The sequence below is a fragment of the Streptomyces chattanoogensis genome (genome assembly GCF_001294335.1).
Lineage (GTDB): Bacteria > Actinomycetota > Actinomycetes > Streptomycetales > Streptomycetaceae > Streptomyces > Streptomyces chattanoogensis.
Window position 1 is genome coordinate 377,103 of the sequence record NZ_LGKG01000001.1, and the last position, 19,588, is coordinate 396,690.

Annotated in this window: 21 protein-coding genes; 9 read left to right on the top strand and 12 right to left on the bottom strand. The window is 71.9% G+C overall.

The features are described 5' to 3' along the window. Positions 1–683 precede the first annotated feature (683 nt). Positions 684–1,025, bottom strand: a complete 342-nt coding sequence (locus tag ADL29_RS01670; protein WP_053921990.1) for a hypothetical protein — start codon at positions 1,023–1,025, stop codon at positions 684–686. A 97-nt stretch (positions 1,026–1,122) separates the two neighbouring features. After that, positions 1,123–1,518 (bottom strand): superoxide dismutase, Ni, encoded by a 396-nt coding sequence (gene sodN, locus ADL29_RS01675; RefSeq protein ID WP_046926042.1) that lies wholly within the window; start codon positions 1,516–1,518, stop codon positions 1,123–1,125. Positions 1,519–1,684: 166 nt separating this feature from the next. Between sodN and sodX the strand changes: the two genes are divergently transcribed. Next, a complete protein-coding gene (gene sodX, locus ADL29_RS01680; protein ID WP_053921991.1) occupies positions 1,685–2,161 on the top strand; it encodes a nickel-type superoxide dismutase maturation protease in 477 nt (158 codons plus the stop codon). Here the strand turns inward: sodX and ADL29_RS01685 are convergent. After that, the gene (locus ADL29_RS01685) at positions 2,065–2,694 is read right to left on the bottom strand and encodes a CGNR zinc finger domain-containing protein (protein WP_053921992.1); all 630 of its coding nucleotides are present in this window, start codon (positions 2,692–2,694) and stop codon (positions 2,065–2,067) included. The genes sodX and ADL29_RS01685 overlap by 97 nt on opposite strands. A 94-nt stretch (positions 2,695–2,788) precedes the next feature. Between ADL29_RS01685 and ADL29_RS01690 the strand changes: the two genes are divergently transcribed. Beyond that, positions 2,789–3,550 (top strand): class I SAM-dependent methyltransferase, encoded by a 762-nt coding sequence (locus ADL29_RS01690; RefSeq protein WP_053921993.1) that lies wholly within the window; start codon positions 2,789–2,791, stop codon positions 3,548–3,550. Between the two features lie 78 nt (positions 3,551–3,628). On the opposite strand, the gene ADL29_RS01695 is transcribed toward ADL29_RS01690, so the two are convergent. From ADL29_RS01695 to ADL29_RS01705, 3 genes are read right to left on the bottom strand one after another with little or no spacing between them, the layout of a single operon-like run. Further along, a complete protein-coding gene (locus tag ADL29_RS01695) occupies positions 3,629–4,381 on the bottom strand; it encodes an amino acid ABC transporter ATP-binding protein (RefSeq protein ID WP_046930793.1) in 753 nt (250 codons plus the stop codon). A 47-nt stretch (positions 4,382–4,428) separates the two neighbouring features. After that, complete coding sequence (locus tag ADL29_RS01700) at positions 4,429–5,370, bottom strand: amino acid ABC transporter permease (protein ID WP_053921994.1); 942 nt, start codon at positions 5,368–5,370, stop codon at positions 4,429–4,431. A 59-nt stretch (positions 5,371–5,429) separates the two neighbouring features. Continuing rightward, positions 5,430–6,404, bottom strand: a complete 975-nt coding sequence (locus tag ADL29_RS01705) for an ABC transporter substrate-binding protein (RefSeq protein WP_053921995.1) — start codon at positions 6,402–6,404, stop codon at positions 5,430–5,432. Positions 6,405–6,947: 543 nt separating this feature from the next. On the opposite strand from ADL29_RS01705, the gene ADL29_RS01710 reads away from it, so the two are divergent. The 3 genes from ADL29_RS01710 to ADL29_RS01720 all read left to right on the top strand — a co-directional run bounded on the left by ADL29_RS01710 (position 6,948) and on the right by ADL29_RS01720 (position 9,902). After that, complete coding sequence (locus ADL29_RS01710) at positions 6,948–8,189, top strand: NAD(P)-dependent malic enzyme (protein ID WP_053921996.1); 1,242 nt, start codon at positions 6,948–6,950, stop codon at positions 8,187–8,189. A 144-nt stretch (positions 8,190–8,333) separates the two neighbouring features. Then, positions 8,334–9,296, top strand: a complete 963-nt coding sequence (locus tag ADL29_RS01715; RefSeq protein WP_053921997.1) for a zinc-binding dehydrogenase — start codon at positions 8,334–8,336, stop codon at positions 9,294–9,296. 21 nt (positions 9,297–9,317) lie between these two features. Then, entirely contained in the window at positions 9,318–9,902 is a 585-nt protein-coding gene (locus ADL29_RS01720; protein ID WP_245689093.1) for a HutD/Ves family protein, read from the top strand. Here ADL29_RS01720 and ADL29_RS01725 read toward each other — a convergent pair. Further along, positions 9,889–10,158, bottom strand: coding sequence for a hypothetical protein (locus tag ADL29_RS01725; RefSeq protein WP_053921998.1), 270 nt, complete (start codon positions 10,156–10,158; stop codon positions 9,889–9,891). The two genes, ADL29_RS01720 and ADL29_RS01725, sit on opposite strands and share 14 nt — an antisense overlap. 161 nt (positions 10,159–10,319) lie before the next feature. Between ADL29_RS01725 and ADL29_RS01730 the strand changes: the two genes are divergently transcribed. Further along, positions 10,320–11,195, top strand: a complete 876-nt coding sequence (locus ADL29_RS01730) for a TetR/AcrR family transcriptional regulator (RefSeq protein ID WP_078970651.1) — start codon at positions 10,320–10,322, stop codon at positions 11,193–11,195. Here ADL29_RS01730 and ADL29_RS01735 read toward each other — a convergent pair. From ADL29_RS01735 to ADL29_RS01755, 5 genes are all read right to left on the bottom strand, one after another. After that, complete coding sequence (locus tag ADL29_RS01735; RefSeq protein WP_063788368.1) at positions 11,152–11,994, bottom strand: antibiotic biosynthesis monooxygenase; 843 nt, start codon at positions 11,992–11,994, stop codon at positions 11,152–11,154. The genes ADL29_RS01730 and ADL29_RS01735 overlap by 44 nt on opposite strands. Before the next feature lie 140 nt (positions 11,995–12,134). Next, positions 12,135–13,016, bottom strand: coding sequence for an SCO6745 family protein (locus ADL29_RS01740; protein WP_053921999.1), 882 nt, complete (start codon positions 13,014–13,016; stop codon positions 12,135–12,137). Positions 13,017–13,264: 248 nt separating this feature from the next. After that, positions 13,265–14,329: a PadR family transcriptional regulator gene (locus tag ADL29_RS01745; protein ID WP_053922000.1), complete on the bottom strand. Its 1,065-nt coding sequence runs from the start codon at positions 14,327–14,329 to the stop codon at positions 13,265–13,267. Positions 14,330–14,331: 2 nt separating this feature from the next. Next, positions 14,332–15,192 (bottom strand): DUF4097 family beta strand repeat-containing protein, encoded by an 861-nt coding sequence (locus ADL29_RS01750; RefSeq protein WP_053922001.1) that lies wholly within the window; start codon positions 15,190–15,192, stop codon positions 14,332–14,334. A gap of 119 nt (positions 15,193–15,311) precedes the next feature. Continuing rightward, positions 15,312–15,491 (bottom strand): DUF6104 family protein, encoded by a 180-nt coding sequence (locus ADL29_RS01755; protein WP_046926026.1) that lies wholly within the window; start codon positions 15,489–15,491, stop codon positions 15,312–15,314. Positions 15,492–15,653: 162 nt separating this feature from the next. On the opposite strand from ADL29_RS01755, the gene ADL29_RS01760 reads away from it, so the two are divergent. The 3 genes from ADL29_RS01760 (at position 15,654) to ADL29_RS01770 (ending at position 19,588) form a co-directional block, all read left to right on the top strand. Further along, positions 15,654–16,091 (top strand): CU044_2847 family protein, encoded by a 438-nt coding sequence (locus ADL29_RS01760; protein ID WP_053922002.1) that lies wholly within the window; start codon positions 15,654–15,656, stop codon positions 16,089–16,091. Further along, positions 16,091–18,241 carry a VMAP-C domain-containing protein gene (locus ADL29_RS01765; RefSeq protein ID WP_053922003.1) on the top strand — a complete coding sequence of 717 codons (2,151 nt, stop codon included), beginning with the start codon at positions 16,091–16,093 and terminating at the stop codon, positions 18,239–18,241. Before ADL29_RS01760 ends, ADL29_RS01765 begins: the two co-directional genes overlap by 1 nt. A gap of 294 nt (positions 18,242–18,535) precedes the next feature. After that, a complete protein-coding gene (locus ADL29_RS01770; protein WP_053922004.1) occupies positions 18,536–19,588 on the top strand; it encodes an AAA family ATPase in 1,053 nt (350 codons plus the stop codon).

The window sequence follows — 19,588 nt, forward strand, 5'->3', positions numbered from 1 at the left end:
AGCCCGCTAAGGCTGTGTCATATTTCGCCAAGGCAAGCTGTGCACACATCACTTCTGCAGTCCATGGGCCTTCGGCCTCCTTGTGCCCCCCCGCGTGTGCACCATGATCTTCGCGTGCTTACCTGCCCCTCTGGTGATCAATCTATTCAGCTCGGCCCTGCGTTTTCTCGCACGTCACCTGGCTGCTGGCCGGCTGTGACGTTATGTGGACCACCATGACGGCTGGAAATGATCCCCAGTTGGTTTCCGATTGAACGATGCTCTGAAATGGCCCCGCCTGCGACCTGCAACGATCAGCTTGGAGGGGCCGCTTCGGGGTGTCATCGAACCGCAGATGGCGGTGACTTCTGGCCGATACGGTGGTCCCCGATATTGAGCCGAAACTGGTGGGTCCCCTGCTTATTGGTCGAGTGTGAGTGTCGAAAGCGGGGGACATACGTCGGCCGGCGACGCCCGCGGCGGTGCGGCAACCGCGCACCGGAATGGGCGAGTTGCCCGATGCCTCGGCGCGCGGGGCGGCACTTCAGGCGATGACGCGTGGGCCGGACTTACGCAGCCGGCATAAAGCGGTAACCGGGTGACCTTGTCACGCCGTTCGGCCGGCCGCGGCCGGCGCCGCCCTGATGGTCGCCGGGACCTCGTGGGGCCAGTCCGTCGAACGTGCCCATCGCGCCGCCGCGACGTCAGGGAGGCGGGATGGGGCCGGGGGCGACGGTGCCGGCGGCCGGACGCCACAGCGCGCCGCCGGGCAGATCCTGACGAGCGCCCAGAAAGTAGTCCACTCCGTCCTGGAACCGGACGGCACCGGCGCCGAGAATGTCCGTCACTGATCGCTGGATACCGGGACCGAGGGGATGGGCGCCGCGCATCATCCACACATCATCGCCGAGGTCGAAAAGGTGCCGTACGCGCAGAAACTGCTCCCGCGTCAGCGAAACGGACTCCACGAGCCATTCGTCGGCACCGAAGCCCTCCAGTTCCCAGGCGAGATTGCGGCCGTCGAAAAACGGATATCCATCGTCCATCACCCCAGGCTAGGCAAAAGCACACCGCACCCGGCCGGCACCCCCGTCGCGGGGACGGGCGGGTGCCGGGCCGGGTGCGGAAGCGCGGCCGTGAAGGTCAGGCCTTCTTGGTCTCCCAGAAGATCCGGTCGATCTCGGCGATGAGCTCCAGGGCCTTCTCGCCGGTCTTCGGGTCGTTCGAGCCCTTGGCGGCGCTGAGGGCCTTGAGGGTGTCGTTGACCAGCGTGTGCAGCTGGGGGTACTTCTCGAAGTGCGGGGGCTTGAAGTAGTCGCTCCACAGCACCGAGACGTGGTGCTTGGCCAGCTCGGCGCGCTGCTCCTTGATGAGGATCGCGCGGGCGCGGAAGTCCGCGTCCTCGTTGGCCTGGTACTTCTCCTGGACGGCCTTGACCGACTCGGCCTCGATGCGGGCCTGGGCGGGGTCGTACACGCCGCAGGGAAGGTCGCAGTGGGCGCTGACCTTGACCTTGGGGGCGAACAGGCGCGAAAGCATGTTCAGTCCTTCCTCGTGATCGTCTTCTCAGGTGCGAGATTACTCGGTGCGGGAAGGCTTTTCGTGGGCGCCCCGGGGGTCTTAGGGCAAAAGTCCAGTGCCAGGCTGGGGCTGATGGAGGATGGACCGGTGAGGGTCGGACCGGGGCGGGACCGGGAGGTACGGGATGCCGGAGCGGGTGGATGAGCGCGGGCCGGAGCGGGAGCGGGAGCTGCCGGGAGGAGCCGGGCGGCCGCGCGGCGGGCCGCTGCGGGCGTTCGGGTTGGCCGAGGTCTACAACCCGTCGATGGTGCCGACGCTGCAGCCCGGCGACCAGTTGGTGGTGCAGTACGGCGTGGCGGTGCGGCCCGGTGATGTGGTGGTCCTGCGGCATCCGTTCCGTCAGGACCTGCTGATCGTCAAGCGCGCGGTGGAGCGGCGGGACGGCGGCTGGTGGGTGCGGGGCGACAATCCGTATGTAGAGAACGACAGCCGGGAATTCGGGACCGTACCGGATGAACTGGTCATCGCCCGCGCCCGGCTGCGGGTGCGCCCGCCGCGCGGGATTCAGCGCTCGCCGGGTGCGGTGCTCTCCTGGGCCTTCTCCGCGGTGCGGCTGCTGCGGGCGGACCGTTCGCTCTCCAGGCGTTTGCGGGCGCGGTAGGCGGCCACGTTGGCGCGGGTGGCGCAGCGGTCCGAGCAGTAGCGCCGGGAGCGGTTGGTGGAGGTGTCGAGATAGGCGTTGCGGCACGGGCGGGCCTCGCAGATGCCGAGGCGGTCGACGCCGAGCTCGGTGAGGTGGAACGCCAGGCCCATGCAGGCGGTCGCGGCGTAGCTCGCGGTGGCGTTGGCCGCGTGGTCGGCGATGTGCATGTGCCAGTTGGGCCGGCCGTTGTCGTCGCGGTATTCGTGGCCGGAGATCTGCGGGCTGACCGGGAACTCGATCATCAGGGCGTTGAGGAGGTCCACGGCCAGGACCTCGTCGCCGCCGTCGGCGGCCTCGAAGACGGCGCGCAGCCGGGCGCGGACCGCCCGCAGCCGGGTGACATCGCTGTCCGTCGCGCGCCGGGCGCTCTGCCCGGCCGGTCCGAAGAGCTCGCGTACCGCCTCGACGGTGGTGAGGGTGTCGCCACCGCGCCAGGGCTGCTCGGTGTTGACCAGTCGCACGGCAAAGTCCGAGTAATAGGCCAGTTCCACTTGTAGTCCTTACGGGGTGGGAATAAGGTGCGGATGCATGCTCGTAGTAATAGGTGTCTCTACTACGAGGGTATTACGGGCTGGAGGAGAAGCGATGCGCGAGACCGTCGTCGGCGCCGACTGGCAGGCCTGGCAGAACAGTTGGGACCGGCAGCAGGAGTGGTACCTCCCCGACCGCGAGGAGCGGTTCCGGGTCATGCTCGACATGGTCGAGGCACTGGTGGGGCCCGCCCCCCGGGTGCTGGACCTCGCCTGCGGCACGGGCAGCATCTCCGACCGGCTGCTCAGGCGGTTCCCGGGGGCCGAGAGTGTGGGCGTCGATCTGGATCCCGCGCTGCTGGCCATCGCGGAAGGGTACTTCGCCGACGAGCCCCGGGGCCGCTTCGTACGAGCCGATCTCAAGGACCCGCACTGGACGTCGCAGCTGCCGCACCGGTCCTATGACGCGGTGCTCACCGCCACCGCGCTGCACTGGCTGCACACCGAGGATCTGCGGGGGCTCTACGGGCAGCTCGGCACCCTCGTACGGGACGGCGGGGTCTTCATGAACGCCGACCACATGCCCGAGCCGTCCACACCGCGGATCAATGCCGCCGAGCGGGCGTTCCGGCATGCGCGGAGGGACGCGGCGAAGGCGGCCGGCGCCGTCGACTGGGCCGAGTGGTGGCAGCTGGCCGCCGCCGACCCGCGGCTGGCCGAGCCGACCGCCGAGCGCTTCGCGATCTACGGGGAGCACGCCGACGGGGACACACCGTCGGTGGGATGGCATGCGAAGGTGCTGCGCGAGGCGGGTTTCGCGGAGGCGCGGACGGTGTGGGCGTCGCCGTCGGACGCGCTGGTGCTGGCGCTGAAGTAGCGCGAACGGACGGAAAAGCCGCGGCGGCGCTCCCCCTCGGGGAAGCGCCGCCGCAGCATCACCGTCCACGCCGCAGGGCTACAGCACCTTCGACAGGAACGACTTCGTCCGCTCGTGCTGGGGATTGCCCAGGACCTCGCGCGGATGCCCGGACTCGACCACCACGCCGTTGTCCATGAAGACCAGCGAGTCGCCGACCTCCCGGGCGAAGCCCATCTCATGGGTGACGACGATCATCGTCATACCGTCGGCGGCCAGGTCCTTCATGACGTCCAGGACGTCGCCGACCAGCTCCGGGTCCAGGGCCGAGGTCGGCTCGTCGAAGAGCATCAGCTTCGGCTCCATGGCCAGGGCGCGGGCGATCGCCACCCGCTGCTGCTGGCCGCCGGAGAGCTGCGAGGGGTAGTTGCCGGCCTTGTCGGCCAGGCCGACCCGGTCCAGCAGCTTGGCCGCGCGCTCCCGGGCGCTCGCCTTGGACTCGCCCTTGACCTGAACCGGCGCCTCCATGACGTTCTCGATCGCCGTCATGTGCGGGAAGAGGTTGAAGCGCTGGAAGACCATGCCGATGTCCCGGCGCCGGGCGGCGACCTCCTTGTCGCGCAGCTCGTACAGCTTGCCCTTGTGCTCGCGGTAGCCGACCAGTTCACCGTCCACGGACAGCCGGCCCGCGTTGATCTTCTCCAGGTGGTTGATGCACCGCAGGAACGTCGACTTGCCGGAACCGGACGGGCCGATCAGGCAGAAGACCTCCCGCGGCTGCACCTCCAGGTCGATGCCCTTGAGGATGTGTGCCGCGCCGTAGGACTTGTGGACGCCCTCGGCCTTGACCATCGGGCCGCCGGACTCGCCGGCGGTGTTCTCGGTGAGCTTGCTGGTGGTCATGCGGCACCTCCGGCGCGGTTGAGGCCGCCGGCCAGCTTTGCCCTCAGGCGCTGGAGCGGAGTGGGCGGAAGCTGGCGGCTGGCGCCGCGGGCGTAGTAGCGCTCGAGGTAGTACTGCCCGATGCTCAGCACGGTGGTGGCGATCAGGTACCAGGCGGCGGCGAGGATCAACATCTCGACGACGACGCCGGAGTCGCGTCCGACGTTCTGCGCGGCCTGCAGCAGGTCGTAGTACTGGACGGCGACGACCAGGGACGAGGTCTTGAGCATGTTGATGACCTCGTTGCCGGTCGGCGGCACGATCACCCGCATCGCCTGCGGCACGATGATCCGGCGCAGCGTCTTGCCGTGGCTCATGCCCAGCGCGTGCGCCGCCTCGGTCTGGCCCTCGTCGACGGCGTTCAGACCGGCCCGGCAGATCTCCGCCATGTACGCCGCCTCGTTGAGCCCGAGGCCCAGCAGCGCGCACAGGAACGGGGTCATGAAGTCCGACCACTCGTCCTTGTAGATCGGCATGATGTCGATGTAGTGGAAGACCAGGCCGAGGTTGAACCACAGGAACAGCTGGACGTAGACGGGCGTACCGCGGAAGAACCAGATGTAGAACCACGAGACGGTGGACGTCACCGGGTTCTTGGACTGGCGCATCACGGCCAGGATCACGCCGCCCACCACGCCGATGATCATCGACAGCACGGTGATCAGCAGGGTGTTCCGCAGGCCCTTGAGGATGTCCCCGTTGAACATGTACTGGGGGATCGCATTCCAGTTCACGTCACCGGTGGCGAAGGCGCGGCCGAGCGCCGCGAGCAGCGCGATGACGACGAGGGCCGCGACCCAGCGCCCGTAATGACGGACCGGAATGGCCTTGATGGGCTCGGGCTGGGGCGGCGGGGCGTCTGCCGGCGGCTGGGCCGACTTGTCGACGTCAACTGACACGGGTGTTGCCTTTCAGCGTGTGGCGGGAGGTGCGGACCGGAGGCGGTGCGGAGTGCGGCTCAGGAGCCGCCATTGAGCTCCACCTTCTTGACCGCGGCATCCTTGACGTCCCACTTCTTCAGGACCTTGGCGTACGTGCCGTTCTTGATCGTGCGTTCCACTGCGGCCCGGATCGCGTCACGCAGCTTCGCGTGGCCCTTGGGCACCGCGACGCCGTACGGGGCGGCCTTGAGCGGTGCGCCGCCGACCATCTCGAAATCCTTGCCGCCGCCGGAGACGTTCACCGCGTACGCGGCGACGGGGTAGTCGCTGGAGACGGCGTCCACACCGCCGGTGCGCAGCCGGGTCTGGGCCTCGGAGTCGTTGTCGAACGCCTCGATGGAGATGGCCTCCGAGCCGTGCTTCTTGCACTCCTTGGACTTCTCGTTGGCCAGGTCGTGCGAGACCGTACCGCGCTGTACGGCGAGCTTCTTGCCGCACATCGTCTCCCAGCCGTCGATGCCCTGGGTCTTGCCCTTCTGTGTGTAGAGCGAGACACCGACATTGAGGTAGTCGACGAAGTCGACGCCCGCACCGATCTTCTTGCCGGTGCTGCTGTCGATGCCCTCCTGGCGGTCCTTGGTGTCCGTCATCGCCGACATCGCGATGTCGTAGCGCTCGGACTTCAGGCCGCCCATGAGGGTGTCGAAGGTGGCGTTGTTGAAGTTGAGCTTGATGCCCAGCTCCTTGCTCACCGCGGCCGCCAGATCCGGGTCGATACCCGCGATCTTCCCGTTGGTGCGGAACTCCACCGGCTTGTACGTCATGTCCGAGCCGACCTGGAGGAAGCCCTTGTCCTGCACGTCCTTGGGCAGCATCTTGAACAGCGGTGCGTGCACATTGCGGCTCTTCTGCGCCTCGCGCCGGGCGATGGCCTCATTGGTCTGGTCGCCGCAGGCGCTGAGCACCAGCATCGAGGCGACGACCGCGGCCACCGAGGCGACGGCCGTACGTGACCTGCCGGCGGCCGGGCGGCGGGTGGTACTTGCGGTCATGCTGATCCTCCTGCGGATGGGAGTGTCCGTCTGGCGCGGGCCGGTGGGGGAGGGTCGGGCACACACCTTTGAGCGTCGCGACCTCGGTTGCGTCGGAATCCTGCCATCCGTGATCCGGTATTCGGACTCCTACGGAGGTCAAAATCGGATAACGGACGAGTGGGTCCGGCGTGTGGCCCGGATGGCCCAAGGGTGAACCGGTACGGGCGGTCCGTGCCGCCGACCGCTCCCGACCTGCGCCGTCTCGTCATCCGGACATCTCCCGGTGGCACTTCGGCGTCTTTAGATGTTTCGCGGCTAATGTCGGATCCTTGTACTCGAGGGTAATGAATCTGACTCGTCGGCGCCCGCGCCCGTCGGGTAGAAAGGTTCGTTACACCCCTCATCCGGGGCTCAGGGCGCGTGTGCGGCGCGCCCGGCGTCCGATCCTCCCCCCGCGCGGTGGGCATCCGCTGCGCAGGGAACGGACGCGGTGCCCGCCCACCCCTTACCAGGGAGTGGTCACCCTCAACTGATTTGCGAAGAAATAAGGGGTTGGAACAAGTGGCAGCGGAGATCGTCAATCCTCGCAGCGACAGCACGACGGGCGCGGACGCGGGCTCGGAGGGCGCCACGGGCGCCACGGACGAAGGCTTCTTCGATCCGGCCTTCGCGCTCCACCGAGGCGGCAAGATGGCCGTCCAGGCGACCGTGCCGGTCCGGGACAAGGACGACCTGTCCCTCGCGTACACACCGGGCGTCGCCAAGGTGTGCAGCGCCATCGCCGAGCATCCCGAGCTCGTGCACGACTACACCTGGAAGTCCCAGGTCGTGGCCGTCGTCACGGACGGCACCGCGGTGCTGGGCCTGGGCGACATCGGCCCGGAGGCCTCGCTCCCCGTCATGGAGGGCAAGGCCATCCTCTTCAAGCAGTTCGGCGGCGTGGACGCGGTTCCGATCGCGCTCGCCACCACCGACGCCGACGAGATCGTGGAGACCGTCGTCCGGCTGGCACCGTCCTTCGGCGGCGTCAACCTCGAGGACATCTCGGCGCCCCGGTGCTTCGAGATCGAGGAGAAGCTCAAAGAGCGCCTCGACATCCCGGTCTTCCACGACGACCAGCACGGCACCGCCGTCGTCACCCTGGCCGCGCTGCGGAACGCCGCCAAGCTCACCGACCGCTCGCTGGGGCAGCTGCGCGCGGTCATCTCGGGCGCGGGTGCGGCCGGTGTCGCCATCGCCAAGATCCTCATCGAGGCGGGCATCGGCGATGTCGCGGTGTGCGACCGCAAGGGCATCGTCTCGGCGGACCGCGGCGACCTCACCGACGTCAAGCGCGAGCTGGCCGGCTTCACCAACAAGGCGAAGCTGACCGGTTCGCTGGCCGACGCCCTGGACGGAGCGGACGTCTTCATCGGCGTCTCCGGCGGCACGGTGCCCGAGGAGGCGGTGGCGAAGATGGCGAAGAACTCGTTCGTCTTCGCGATGGCCAACCCCACCCCGGAGATCCACCCGGACGTCGCGCACAAGTACGCGGCCGTGGTCGCCACCGGGCGCAGCGACTACCCGAACCAGATCAACAACGTGCTGGCCTTCCCCGGTATCTTCGCGGGCGCCATGCAGGTGCGCGCCTCGCAGATCACCGAGGGCATGAAGCTCGCCGCCGCCGAGGCGCTGGCCGCCGTCGTCGCCGATGAGCTCAGCGCCGACTGCGTCATCCCCTCGCCGTTCGACGAGCGCGTCGCGCCGGCCGTCACCGCCGCCGTCGCCGCCGCCGCGCGCGCGGAGGGCGTCGCCCGCCGCTGATCCGGCGGACGTGCGTACGCCGACGGGCCGGGCCCGCACCTGCGAAGGGTGCGGGCCCGGCCCGTCGGCGTGACGGTGCGGGCGCGGTGCGTGTCACACCCGTACGCGGTACCGCGGCACCCGTCCGCGGCCTACGTTGGGATCATGTTTGCTGCCTACGCCGCCCGCATCGACCGCGACCAGCCCCTCAACGGCCTCGAACTGGGCGAACGCCCGGCCCCCGAGGCCCGCCCCGGCTGGACCACCGTCAACGTCAAGGCCGCCTCGCTCAACCACCACGACCTGTGGACGCTGCGCGGGGTCGGCATCACCGAGGACTCCCTGCCGATGATCCTCGGCTGCGACGCCGCCGGCATCGACGCGGACGGCAACGAGGTCGTCCTGCACTCCGTCATCGGCCAGAGCGGCCACGGCGTCGGCCCCGGCGAACCCCGTTCCATCCTCACCGAGCGCTACCAGGGCACCTTCGCCGAACAGGTCACCGTCCCCGCCTGGAACGTCCTGCCCAAGCCCAAGGAGCTCTCCTTCGAGGACGCCGCCTGTCTGCCCACCGCCTGGCTCACCGCGTACCGGATGCTCTTCACCAACGCCGGTGTACGGCCCGGGGACAGCGTTCTGGTCCAGGGCGCGGGCGGCGGTGTGGCGACCGCCGCCATCGTGCTCGGTGCCGCCGCCGGACTGCGGGTCTTCGCCACCAGCCGCGACGACGCCAAGCGCAAGCGCGCGCTGGAGCTGGGCGCCGAGGGGGTGTTCGCGAGCGGCGAGCGGCTGCCGCAGCGCGTGGACGCGGTCATCGAGACGGTCGGCGCCGCCACCTGGTCGCACTCCGTCAAGTCCCTCAAGCCCGGCGGCGTGCTCGTCATTTCCGGCGCCACCAGCGGCTTCACCCCGAAGAACGGTGAGCTGAACCGGATCTTCTTCCTGGAGCTGAAGGTCGTCGGCTCCACCATGGGCACCAAGGAAGAACTCGCCTCCCTCCTCAGCTTCTGCGCGGCCAAGGGCATCCGCCCGGTCATCGACTCGACGCTGCCGCTGGACCGGGCGCGCGAGGGCTTCGAGAAGATGGCGCAGGGCGACCTGTTCGGCAAGATCGTGCTGACGGTCTGAGGCGGGGACGGACGCGGACGGATGGGCGGCGCGGGCGAGATGCGGATCCTGCGGGCGAGCGGGCGCGCCGCCACGCCCTGGAGCAACGGCGGCGGGGTGACCCGCGAGATCGCCGCCCATCCGCCCGGCGCCGGCTGGGACACCTTCGACTGGCGGGTGAGCCTGGCCGAGGTGACCCGGGACGGGCCGTACTCCCCGCTGCCCGGCATCCGGCGCATCCTCACGGTCGTCGACGGCGGCGGCCTGGAGCTGACCGTGGACGGCACCCGCTGCCTCCTCCCGGACCGGTTCCGCCCATTCGCCTTCCCCGGCGGCGCCGACACCGATTCCCGTCTGCTGGACGGTCCGGTCGTCAACCTCAATGTGATGGTGCGGGAGGGGCGGGCGGGGGCCGGGGTGGAGATGGTGCGGGGGACGCGGGAGGTGCCGCCGGGCGACGCTCTGGTGGTCGCCGTGGAGGGGCGTACGGACCTGAGCGCACCGGGAACGTCCGGGGTGCGGCTGGAGCGGTTCGATGCGGCGCTGCTCACCGGCCCCCGGGGGCGGCAGGGTGCCCGGGTGCGGACGGACGGGGTGGCGGCGCTGATCTTGCTCAGCGGGCGCTGACGCTCCGGTCCGCGGACGGCTCGTCGCGTGCCAGCGCCTTCTTGCGGCCCTTGTCGAGTACGGCCAGCAGCGCGGTGCAGACCGCGGCGACGGCCACCGCGACGATGTAACACCAGGGACTGCCAAGGTAGTTGGCGGCCCGCATCGGGGTGCCGGTGTCGTCCTGGGTAAGCCGATAGAAGATCGCCATCGGCCCCTGCCAGAAGCCCATGAAGCCCGTCAGGACGGACAGCAGCCGGTACCAGCCCTCGTCCACGATCGAATCCTCCCGTTGGGGTGCGCGTCGGTGTGCGCACTGCTGTGCAGTGCGATGGATACGACTGTATCAATGAATCCGTGCCGAATCGAGCAATTGCCTTGACCTGTAGGCGCATTTCTGATATTCGTCACGCTTTCGTAGCGCGGTAAGGTGGATCCATGCGTGACGAAAAGAGGGTCGACGGGTGCCGGGTCTGCGCAGCGCCGCTCCCGGCGGCCGAGCGGGGGCGCCCGCCCGCCTACTGCTCACGAAGCTGCCAGGCCAAGGCGTACAGACAGCGGCGGAAGGAGCGGACGGGGGCGGCGGACAAGCGCAGGGAGCCCACGGCACCCCCGGAGTCCACGGCCGCGGCCGGGCCCGTGGCGGACCGCCGCCGTCGGGAGATCGCCGAGGCGGTCTGGCGCATCGCGGCCGGTCGCGGCCTGGAATCCGCGAGCATGCGCGAGGTGGCCGCCGAGGCCGGGGTGTCGCTGCGCGTGGTGCAGTACACCTTCGGCAGCAAACAGCGGCTGCTCGTCGAGGCACTGCGGCTGCTGCACGAGGAGAACGACCGGCGCGCCCGCGCCCGGGTCGAGCGGCTCCCCGACCCCGCCGATCCGCGTGCGGTCCTCAGGGCCGTCCTCGGGGAGTTCCTGCCGCTCGACGGGCAACGGCGCATGGCGCTGCGGGTCTTCGTCGCGTACTACGTGCGCAGCCTGACCGACCCTGCGCTCGCCGAGGTCTTTTTGCACAACGACCGGTCGCTGGAGCAGCTGGTCGCCGGCCTGATCCGGCAGGCGGCGCCGGAGCCCGGCACCGCGCCCGTCCCCGACCCCGAGCGCGAGGCGGATCTGCTGGTCTCCGGCGTCACGGGGCTCGGCATGGACGTCCTGCACGGCCGCCGGACCCTGGCCGAGGTGCGGCGCACGGTCGACTACCACCTCGACCGCATCCTGGGGTCGGCCCAGCGCCCGGCCGCGCCGACCGGGGGCTCGGGGCAGGACATGTCCGTCAGGCTTCCTGGGGTGAAGGGGCGCTGCGGGCAGGGCTCTTGACCGGGGCATCGTCCCGATCCCCGGCCGGGACGTTGACCAGGCTTCTGTGCAGCCGGTAGTGCGTCACGCCCGGCCCACCCGGCTCACCCGGCACCCTCGGCGCATCGGGGACGGCCGGGGCGGCCGTCACCCCGTCCATGGCCGCGACCGCCGCCCGCAGCCGCGCCGACGCCTCGCTCGCCACGAACGCCTCCCACGCGGGCAGGCCGGTCCACTCCGCGACGTTGAGCACCCGGCCGCCGTCCTGGCTCAGATGGAGGTGTGCGCCGAGCAGGCCCGGCACCTGCGCGCGCGTCAGCTCGTCGGCGAGGGTGTCGGCGAGGGCGCGCTGGACGTCGGGGCCGGTGGTGGCGAAGGCGGGGGTGACCAGGAGGGCGGGGCGGCGGCCGGCGGGCCCGCCGGTGTGGTCGGGGACGTAGCTGCGATAGCGCCGGTAGCGCACCAGGCCCGGCCGCCGGATGCCCGGGAGCGCCTCGTCGATCCGGTCGATGGCCGCGGGACGCCGGGTGCGGGCCCAGGCCCGGTGGGCGTCGTCGCCGGTCCACTGCGCGTAGTTGAGGAGATGGCCGCCGTCGGTGCTCAGGAAGACGCTGAGCGAGAGCATTGCTTCCGGGCGTGACTGGTGCTCCCATCCGTCGAGGATCGCCTCGGCGGCCGGCCGGGCGAGCCCGGGATCCGGCAGGATCCACGAGCTGACCAGCGCGGTTGCGGCGTCGGGGCGTCGAAAGTCGGGAAACCCGGGAGAGCCGGGGAAGTCGGCGGTGGGGAGGGGGCGGGGCCGGTCCGTGTTCGCGTTCATACGGGCAGCGTTGCTCCTCAAGCGCGCTTGAGGTCAAGGGGAGACCGAGGTACGCATCCGCGTACGCGAAGCGAGCCGGGGGTTCTGCCGGCGCACCGCGGACGCCGATCGCCAGGGGTGCTATCGGTGGAGGCCCCGGCTCAGGGGTACCCCACCTTCACCGTCCCGATCCCCAGGGTGTTGTGCCGGGGCAGATAGCCCGCCTCGAAGGCCGCGCTCAGGACGGGCCTGAGGAGCTGGGCGAGCCGCTCCGCGCGGCAGTGGCCCAGGGCGCGCCAGGGCCCGGCGGCGAGGCGGTCCGTCATCTGCTCGATGGCCTGGCGCTCCTTGCGGCCGCGGTCGGTCGCGCCGCCGTCCGGTGTCATACAGCCGCGGGCGACGAGGCGGTGACGGGCCTCGCTCCACTCCTGGGCGGTCCAGCCGCGTCCCGTGAAGTCGGCGGCCGGCACCGCGCCGATCGCGGCGAAGGACACCAGTGACTCGCAGGGGTCGAGGCCGAAGGTCAGCAGCGCCGCCAGATGGCCGTCGCCGCGGTGTTCGCGCAGCACCGTCGCGGCCTGCCAGAGGACCAGATGCGGCGCGTCGGGCCAGGGCAGATCGCGGTTGGCGGCGGCCAGCGGGCGGGCCGCGGGCCCGGCGTTCTCGGCGGCCTGGCGCGCCAGCCGGGCCGCCTCGGCGAGCTGGCCGCCGGTCAGCCGGTCGCCGATCAGGGCGGTCAGCGCGCGGTCCATGGCGAGCAGCCGCGCGTCCAGCACCTTGGCGGGATCGGCGGTGGTCCAGATCCCCGGGACATGACGGGCGATCAGCCGCGGGCTGAAGCTGTAGTACGTCGCCGCCACCAGCTCCGGTCCGGCGGCGCCCAGCGGCGCCGTCCGCCAGGCGAAATAGCTGGGCCAGCGCGAGGCGACGTCATAACCGAGGTCCGAGGCCACCTGGCGGGCCTCGGGGGCGAAATAGAGGGTGGCGTGCAGCGGCTCGATCCGATGCCACATCCGGCGGGCGACCGAAAGGTAATCCGACATCGCTGTACCTCTGGGCCTTCACGATGCGCGCGAACAGGGAAGTTGACACAGCTGACGGAGCGCCGGCCGCGGTCCTGGCCACGGTGAACCCGGCAGAACCATGCGATGAAAGGAATTCCCCGATTACGCGCCGTGAATCCCGGCTGAGATAATTAACTCTGGGTGATCGGCGGGTGGTTGGGCAGCGGGGGTTTCGGCCGCGCCCCCACTCCACCCCACCCTGCCCCTTCCCGATCCCCCGGCGCCGCCTACCCCGGCGGCGTGCGCAGCAGCGCGCCGATGTGGGCCGCCGTCGTGGCCAGCCGCCGGCGGGACTCCGTCAGCTGGTCGGGTGTGATGCCGTGGTCGCGGGCCGCGTCCCGGAGGTCGTCGCGGAAGCGGTCCAGGAGGCGGTCGAAGTCGCGGGCCGGGTCGCCGGTCGCCGGTTCGGCCGCCCAGTCCGGTGCCGGGGGTGCCCCGGCCGCGGCGTCCTGCCCGGCCGCGTCGGCTGCATCGGCTGCCCCGGCGCGTTCGGCCGTCGCCCGGGTGCCCGCGTCGGAGGCCCCCGGCCAGGCGCCGCCCGTGTAGCGGCCGACCTCCCGCGAGACCTCGGACAGCGCCTCGCGCACCGCCCCCGACCAGTCCCCGGACCGTACGTGCTCCTGGGCCTGCTCCTGGACCCGCCGGATGACCCGCTGGACCTCCTCGCGCGCGAACGCCTGCGCGTCCTTGGCCTGCTTACGGGCGCGCTGCGCGTCCTGGCGGGCCCGGCGGCTCTCCTCCTTGGCCCGGCGGGCCTGTTCCTTCCACTCCTCCTTGGCGCGCCGGAACTCCTCCTTGGCCTGCCGCCAGGACTCCTTGTCGCCGAACGCGCCGTCGAAGTAGTCCGAGGGGTCGGGGTACGGCCGCCCGGTGCCGTCCGCGGCGCCCTTCGCACCGGCCCCCGCGCGGGCCCGCTGCGCGGCCTGCCGCATCTCGTGGCGCAGATCCCGTGCCGAACCGCTCACGTCCTCCCGGATGTCGGAGGCCAGCGCGGCGACCGACTCCCGGATCTCCAGCTCGAGGTCGGCCAGCTCGCCTCCCCGGTCGGCGAGTTCGGCCCGGCCGGCACCGGTGAGGGAGTACACCTTGCGGCCGCCCTCGGTAGCGTGCGTGACCAGGCCCTCGGCCTCCAGCTTGGCCAGCCGCGGGTAGACCGTGCCGGCGGAGGGGGCGTACAGGCCCTGGAAGCGCTCCTCCAGGAGGCGGATGATCTCGTAGCCGTGCCGCGGGGCCTCGTCGAGCAGCTTGAGGAGGTAGAGGCGCAGGCGGCCGTGGGCGAAGACGGGAGGCATGCTCAGAGCCCCTTCTTCTCGGTGGACGGGCCGGCGGGGGAGTCCTCGAAGGCGGGGCGGCGCAGCAGGGCGAGGCTGCCGGAGACGGTGGTGGCCTTGAGCTTGCCGGTGCCCGCGCCCAGCGTGCCGGTGATCTGCCGGGGGCCCCAGCCGCTGACCCGCAGGTCGTCGAAGGCATTGGCGACCGAGCCGGTCGTGGTGTTGGCCTCGACCCTGGCGTCGGCCGGGTCCGCCAGGCGGATGGCGATCTCGCCGGAGACCGTCGTCAGCTGGATGTCCGCGCCCTTGGCGACGGGGTCCAGGTCCAGCGTCATGTCCCCGCTGACGGAGTCGGCGCGCACCCCGCCGCCCCCGCCGTCGATCATCGTCAGATCGCCCGAGACGGAGTGGAACCGCAGGTCGCCGGTGACGCCCTGGGCCTCGATGCTCCCCGATACGGTCTCCGCGCGTACCGCGCCGCTCAGTCCGACCAGGGTGCTGTCGCCGGAGACGCCGCGCAGATCCGTACGCCCGGAGATCCCGGAGACCACCGCGCTCGCGCCGACCACCCCGACCTCGACGCGGGCGGCGGCCGGGACGGTCACCGAGACCACGGCCCGGTGCCGCCAGCCCTTGCGGTCCAGGAACTTCAGGAAGCCCTTCCAGGGGAGGTCGTCGTACGCGACGGTCAGGGTGCCGTCCTCGTACGTCACGGTCAGCGGTTCGCCGTCGATCTCGCTGACCTCCAGGCGGGCCGGGCCGCCGTCCGGGGTGCCGACGACGTTCACGGTGCCGCCCGCCGTGCGCACGTTCAGGGCGTTCACCGGCTCGGTGAATTCCAGCGTGTCCGGTGCGGAGATCGACCACTCGGTCCGGGATGACATACCGGGCCTCCCCTGGCTAGGTGCGCACACGGGGTCCGCGCAACGCAACATATCGTGTCTTCGAGAGACACGATATATCGCGGAAAGGGGAAGTCAAGCGCCGGCGGCCGGCCCTGCCGTCACTCGTCGTCCTCGTCGTCCAGCCGCGCCAGCCAGGTGGCCAGCCGCTCCACCGGGACCTCGAAGTCCGGGTTCAGATCGACGAAGGTGCGCAGCTGATCGGCCACCCAGCCGAGGGTGACCTCCTCCTCGCCGCGCCGGCTCTCCAGCTCCTCGATGCCACGGTCAGTGAAATACACGCGCTCTCCACCAGGGGTCATGCAGGGGTACGGGACATTCCCGGCCAGGATAGGCAGGCTCACGGACCTCTCGCGCCACAGCCGCTCCCGGGCTAGCCTGATCGTCCGTCAACGGTCCCGCGGCAATGGGGAATTGCCGCTCAGGGGGAGCAGGAGGCCGTGATGCAGGATCGCGCGCAGTACATCGAGCTGCCCGACGGTACGGGGATCTGGGCCCGGGTCTCCCGGCTGGACGCCCCAGGCCTCGGCGGCCGGGACGGCATGGACGATACAGACGGCGAATTCGAGGACGTCGGCACCTGGGACGCGCTCGGCGCCCGGGTCGAGGGCCTGCGCGAGGTCGTCGCGGGGGTCGCCGCCAGCGTCCGCGACGCCACCGCACGGGTCGCCCCGCACGAGACCAGCGTGACCTTCGGCGTGGAGGTCTCGGCCAAGCCCGGTAAGGCCGTCGCCCTGCTCGCGGACGGCGAGGCGAAGGCCAACCTCGCCATCACGCTGACCTGGCGGCGCGAGGACGGCCCGCCGCCGCCCGGGCACCGGGACCCCGGACGCCCCGGCCGGGCGACCGACCGCCGGGAGCCGGATGATTCGGGCCGCTGATGGCGGCCCCGGACGGTCCGGCCCCCGCACGAGGCGACCGGACCGCATACGCGCAGCTGCTCGAACATGCCGGGCGCACGACCGTGGCGCTGTGCGCCGCCCCCGGCACCGGGGAGGCCCGGCTGTGGGGGAGCGGGGTGCTGATCGCCCCCGGCTGGGTGCTGACCTGCGCCCATGTACCCGTGCCGCACGACGGACGGCGCCGCGGGACCGGCCCGGACGGCGTCCTGGGGGTCGCCGTCGGCGGCCGGGTGCTCGCCGGGCGGCTGGAGTACGACCTGAGCCGGCCCGCCCCGGAGGCCGGGCCCGCCGCCGCCCGTCCCGATCTCGCGCTGATCCGCCTGCTCGACCCGGCCGTCGAGCACCCCTGCGCCTGGGTCAGCGACCAGCCGGCCGCGCTCCTGGAGGACGCGTACATCTTCCGGGGGCACGACGAGCACCTGGCGTCCCCGCAGGCGGCGACGGAGGCTGCGCGGGAACGCGTACTACGTGAGTCGGGTCGCGACAACGGTGCGGCCGCGGGACCGGCCGGACCCGCCGACGCCTTCATCGCCGTCCGGTTCGGCGCCCGGGACGCCCGGGGCCTGCAGTTCGGCAGCGATGTACGGGTCACGCCCGGCGCCTCCGGCGGCCCGCTCGTCGAATGCGACCGCGGCGAGGTGGTCGGCATCGTCAAGGGCACGCACCGCCAGGACCACCTCGGGCTCGCGGTGCCGGTCACCGCGCTGCGCGGGCTGGGCCCCGAGCACCTGGTGGCGGGCGCCGAGGGCCTGGGCCCCGACCCGTACCACGCGCTGATGAGCGCGCACGACCGCTGGCACTGGGCCGGGCAGGACCTCGGCCGCGGCGGCGGGCCCACCTGGTTCGACGCCCAGCACGCCATCATGTCCGGCCGCGGCCGCCTGTGGGGCGTACAGGAACGCCTCCAGGCGCTGGACCTGCTCGCCCGGCTGCCCGCCCCGCGCGACCCGCTCGTCGTCGAGGAGGCGGTCGGCGCCGCCCTGGACCGCGACGGCGCCTACAACGGGTCCGGCGCCTGGACGCTGCGCACCTGGCGGGACGGCCACGGCGCGCTCTACCAGGGCAGCGACCCCTACACCGAGCTCCGCGCCGTCGTGCACTATCTGCGGATCGTGGCGCAGCTGACCGCCGACCGGGCCCGCGACGTCCCCGGGGAGGAGGCCGCCGCGGTCCGCGAAGAGGCGGCCCGGCTCGAGGAGTTCGTCCGGGCCAAGGCCGTGGTGCTGCGGTCGCAGGACCGCCGCATGATCGGGCCGGTACGGCGCCGGCCGCGCTCCGTGCTCGTCGAGTTCGAGCCGCTTTTCTTCTACGACGAGGCCGGGCGCGAGCTGTTCAACTGGTCGGTCAGCGAAGGCTACGGGCGCGGCCGGTGGCTGCGCGTCGAGGTGCGGGAATCCGACGGCGGGGTGCCCTTCGAGCAGGCGCGGGACGAGGTGCTGCGCGGGCTCGGCGCGCGGCTGCTGCGCGCCGACGGCGAGGCGGGAGAGGGCGCCCCGGTACGGCTGGAGGTCGCCGTCCCCGAGGGCCGCTGGGACACCCCGGCCGGCGGGTGGGAGGTCGCGGCCTCCACCCGGCGCACCGCCAAGGGCTGGCCGGTCGGCCCGCGCCGCCCCGTGGTACTGCGCGACCAGGCGCGCCGCGACGAGGTCGACCGGGCCTGGCTCCGCCGCTGGCAGGGCATCACCGCGGCCCGCGAACTGCACGCGCTGCGCCTCCCGCCGGACCCGCCGGACGCGGCCTCCCCCGAGGCGCTGCTGCGGCTCCTGGACGGCGCGGACGACGGCACGCTGCCCACGCTCTGCCACTCCGTCTCCGACGGCATCGGGCGGGAGGCGGTCGCCATCGCCCTGGACAGCGGCTTCCCGGCCGGGCTGTGGGCAGCGGCCGGACACGGCGAGCGGGCGTGCGACGCCGCCTGCGCGGAGTTCCATCGCGGGATACGCAAGCTCCTCCAGGGGCCGGGCGGGGTGGCGCGCCTCCCCGACCTGGTCCGGGAGCTGCGCGCCGAGGCCGCCGGACCCGCGGCGGTCGGCACCCACTGGGCGCGCGACCTGGTGCTGCTGTACGACGACCCGCTCGATCCGCTGCCGCAGCTTTTCGGGGACCGGCCGCAGGTGTCGCCGTCATGAGCCGCGGGAAGCAGCTGATGGGTCGTCAGGCGACCCGGTCCGCATGCCGTTCCGTGCGCCGCCCGTGCGCCCCGCAGGCGCCCGCGTCGGCCCGCATGCGCCCGGCGTCCGAATCCCGCACGGGCGCCCCGTGCGCCTCAAGTCGCGCCCCACAGGCGGCACTTGGCTCCCCACCGGGAAAACATCGGAGACCGGAAACCACCCCGCGACCTTCCGTACGACTGGGTACTGTCATAGCGTCGTGGAGGATGAGTGGGAGACCGTGATGCCAGGCCGGCGACGAGGAGTTCCGACGTGAGCGACTGGCTCATCTACCGTGGCGCGGGGGCACCGCACGACGGAATCGAACACCTTCCGCCACCCCCGCCCTGGCGCGATTTCGACGGCGGGCCGGTGGTGCCGCCGCCCGCCGCCCTCGACCCTGCCTCCGAGCGCCGGCTCGGCGTCCGGCCCGCCGAGGCCGAGGCCCGTCACCACCGCCCCGGCGAGACCGAGCGCGAGCTGGTCAACGCCGCCCTGTACCTGCGCCGTCCGCTGCTGGTGACCGGCGCCCCGGGCAGCGGCAAGAGCACCCTGGCGCATGCCGTCGCCTACGAACTGGGCCTGGGCCGGGTGCTCAGCTGGCCGGTCGTCAGCCGCAGCACGCTCCGCGACGGCCTGTACGCCTATGACGCGATCGGCCGCCTGCAGGACCTCCAGATAGCCCGGCAGTCCGTGGCCGGGCCGGAGGCGCCGTCGGTCGCCGCCGAAGACGAACCGGGCGGCGGTATCGGCCGCTATATCCGCCTCGGCCCGCTCGGTACGGCCCTGCTGCCCGCCGCCCGCCCCCGGGTGCTGCTCGTCGACGAGCTGGACAAGAGCGATATCGACCTGCCCAACGACCTCCTGAACGTCCTGGAGGAAGGGGAGTTCAGGATCCCCGAGCTGGAGCGGCTGGCCGGGTCCGCCTCCGAGGTGCCGGTCCTCAGCGACGACGGCACCCGCGTGACGGTGCGCGACGGCCGGGTGCGCTGCCGGGCCTTCCCGTTCATCGTGCTCACCAGCAACGGCGAACGGGACTTCCCGGCGCCCCTGCTGCGCCGCTGCATCCACCTCCACATCCCGCTCCCGGACAAGGAGCGGCTCGCGTCCATGGTGCGGGCCCACTTCGGCGAGGGCGCCGCCGAGCGCCACGAAGCGGTGATCGACCGCTTCCTGGACCGCGAACCCGGCGATGTGCGCGCCGTCGACCAGCTGTTCAACGCCATCCACCTCACCCAGAAGGCCGGATGGACGAACGAGGACGAGGAGGAGACCCGGCGGCGGCTGACGGCCGAGCTGCTGCGGCCTCTCGACCGGACGAGGTGA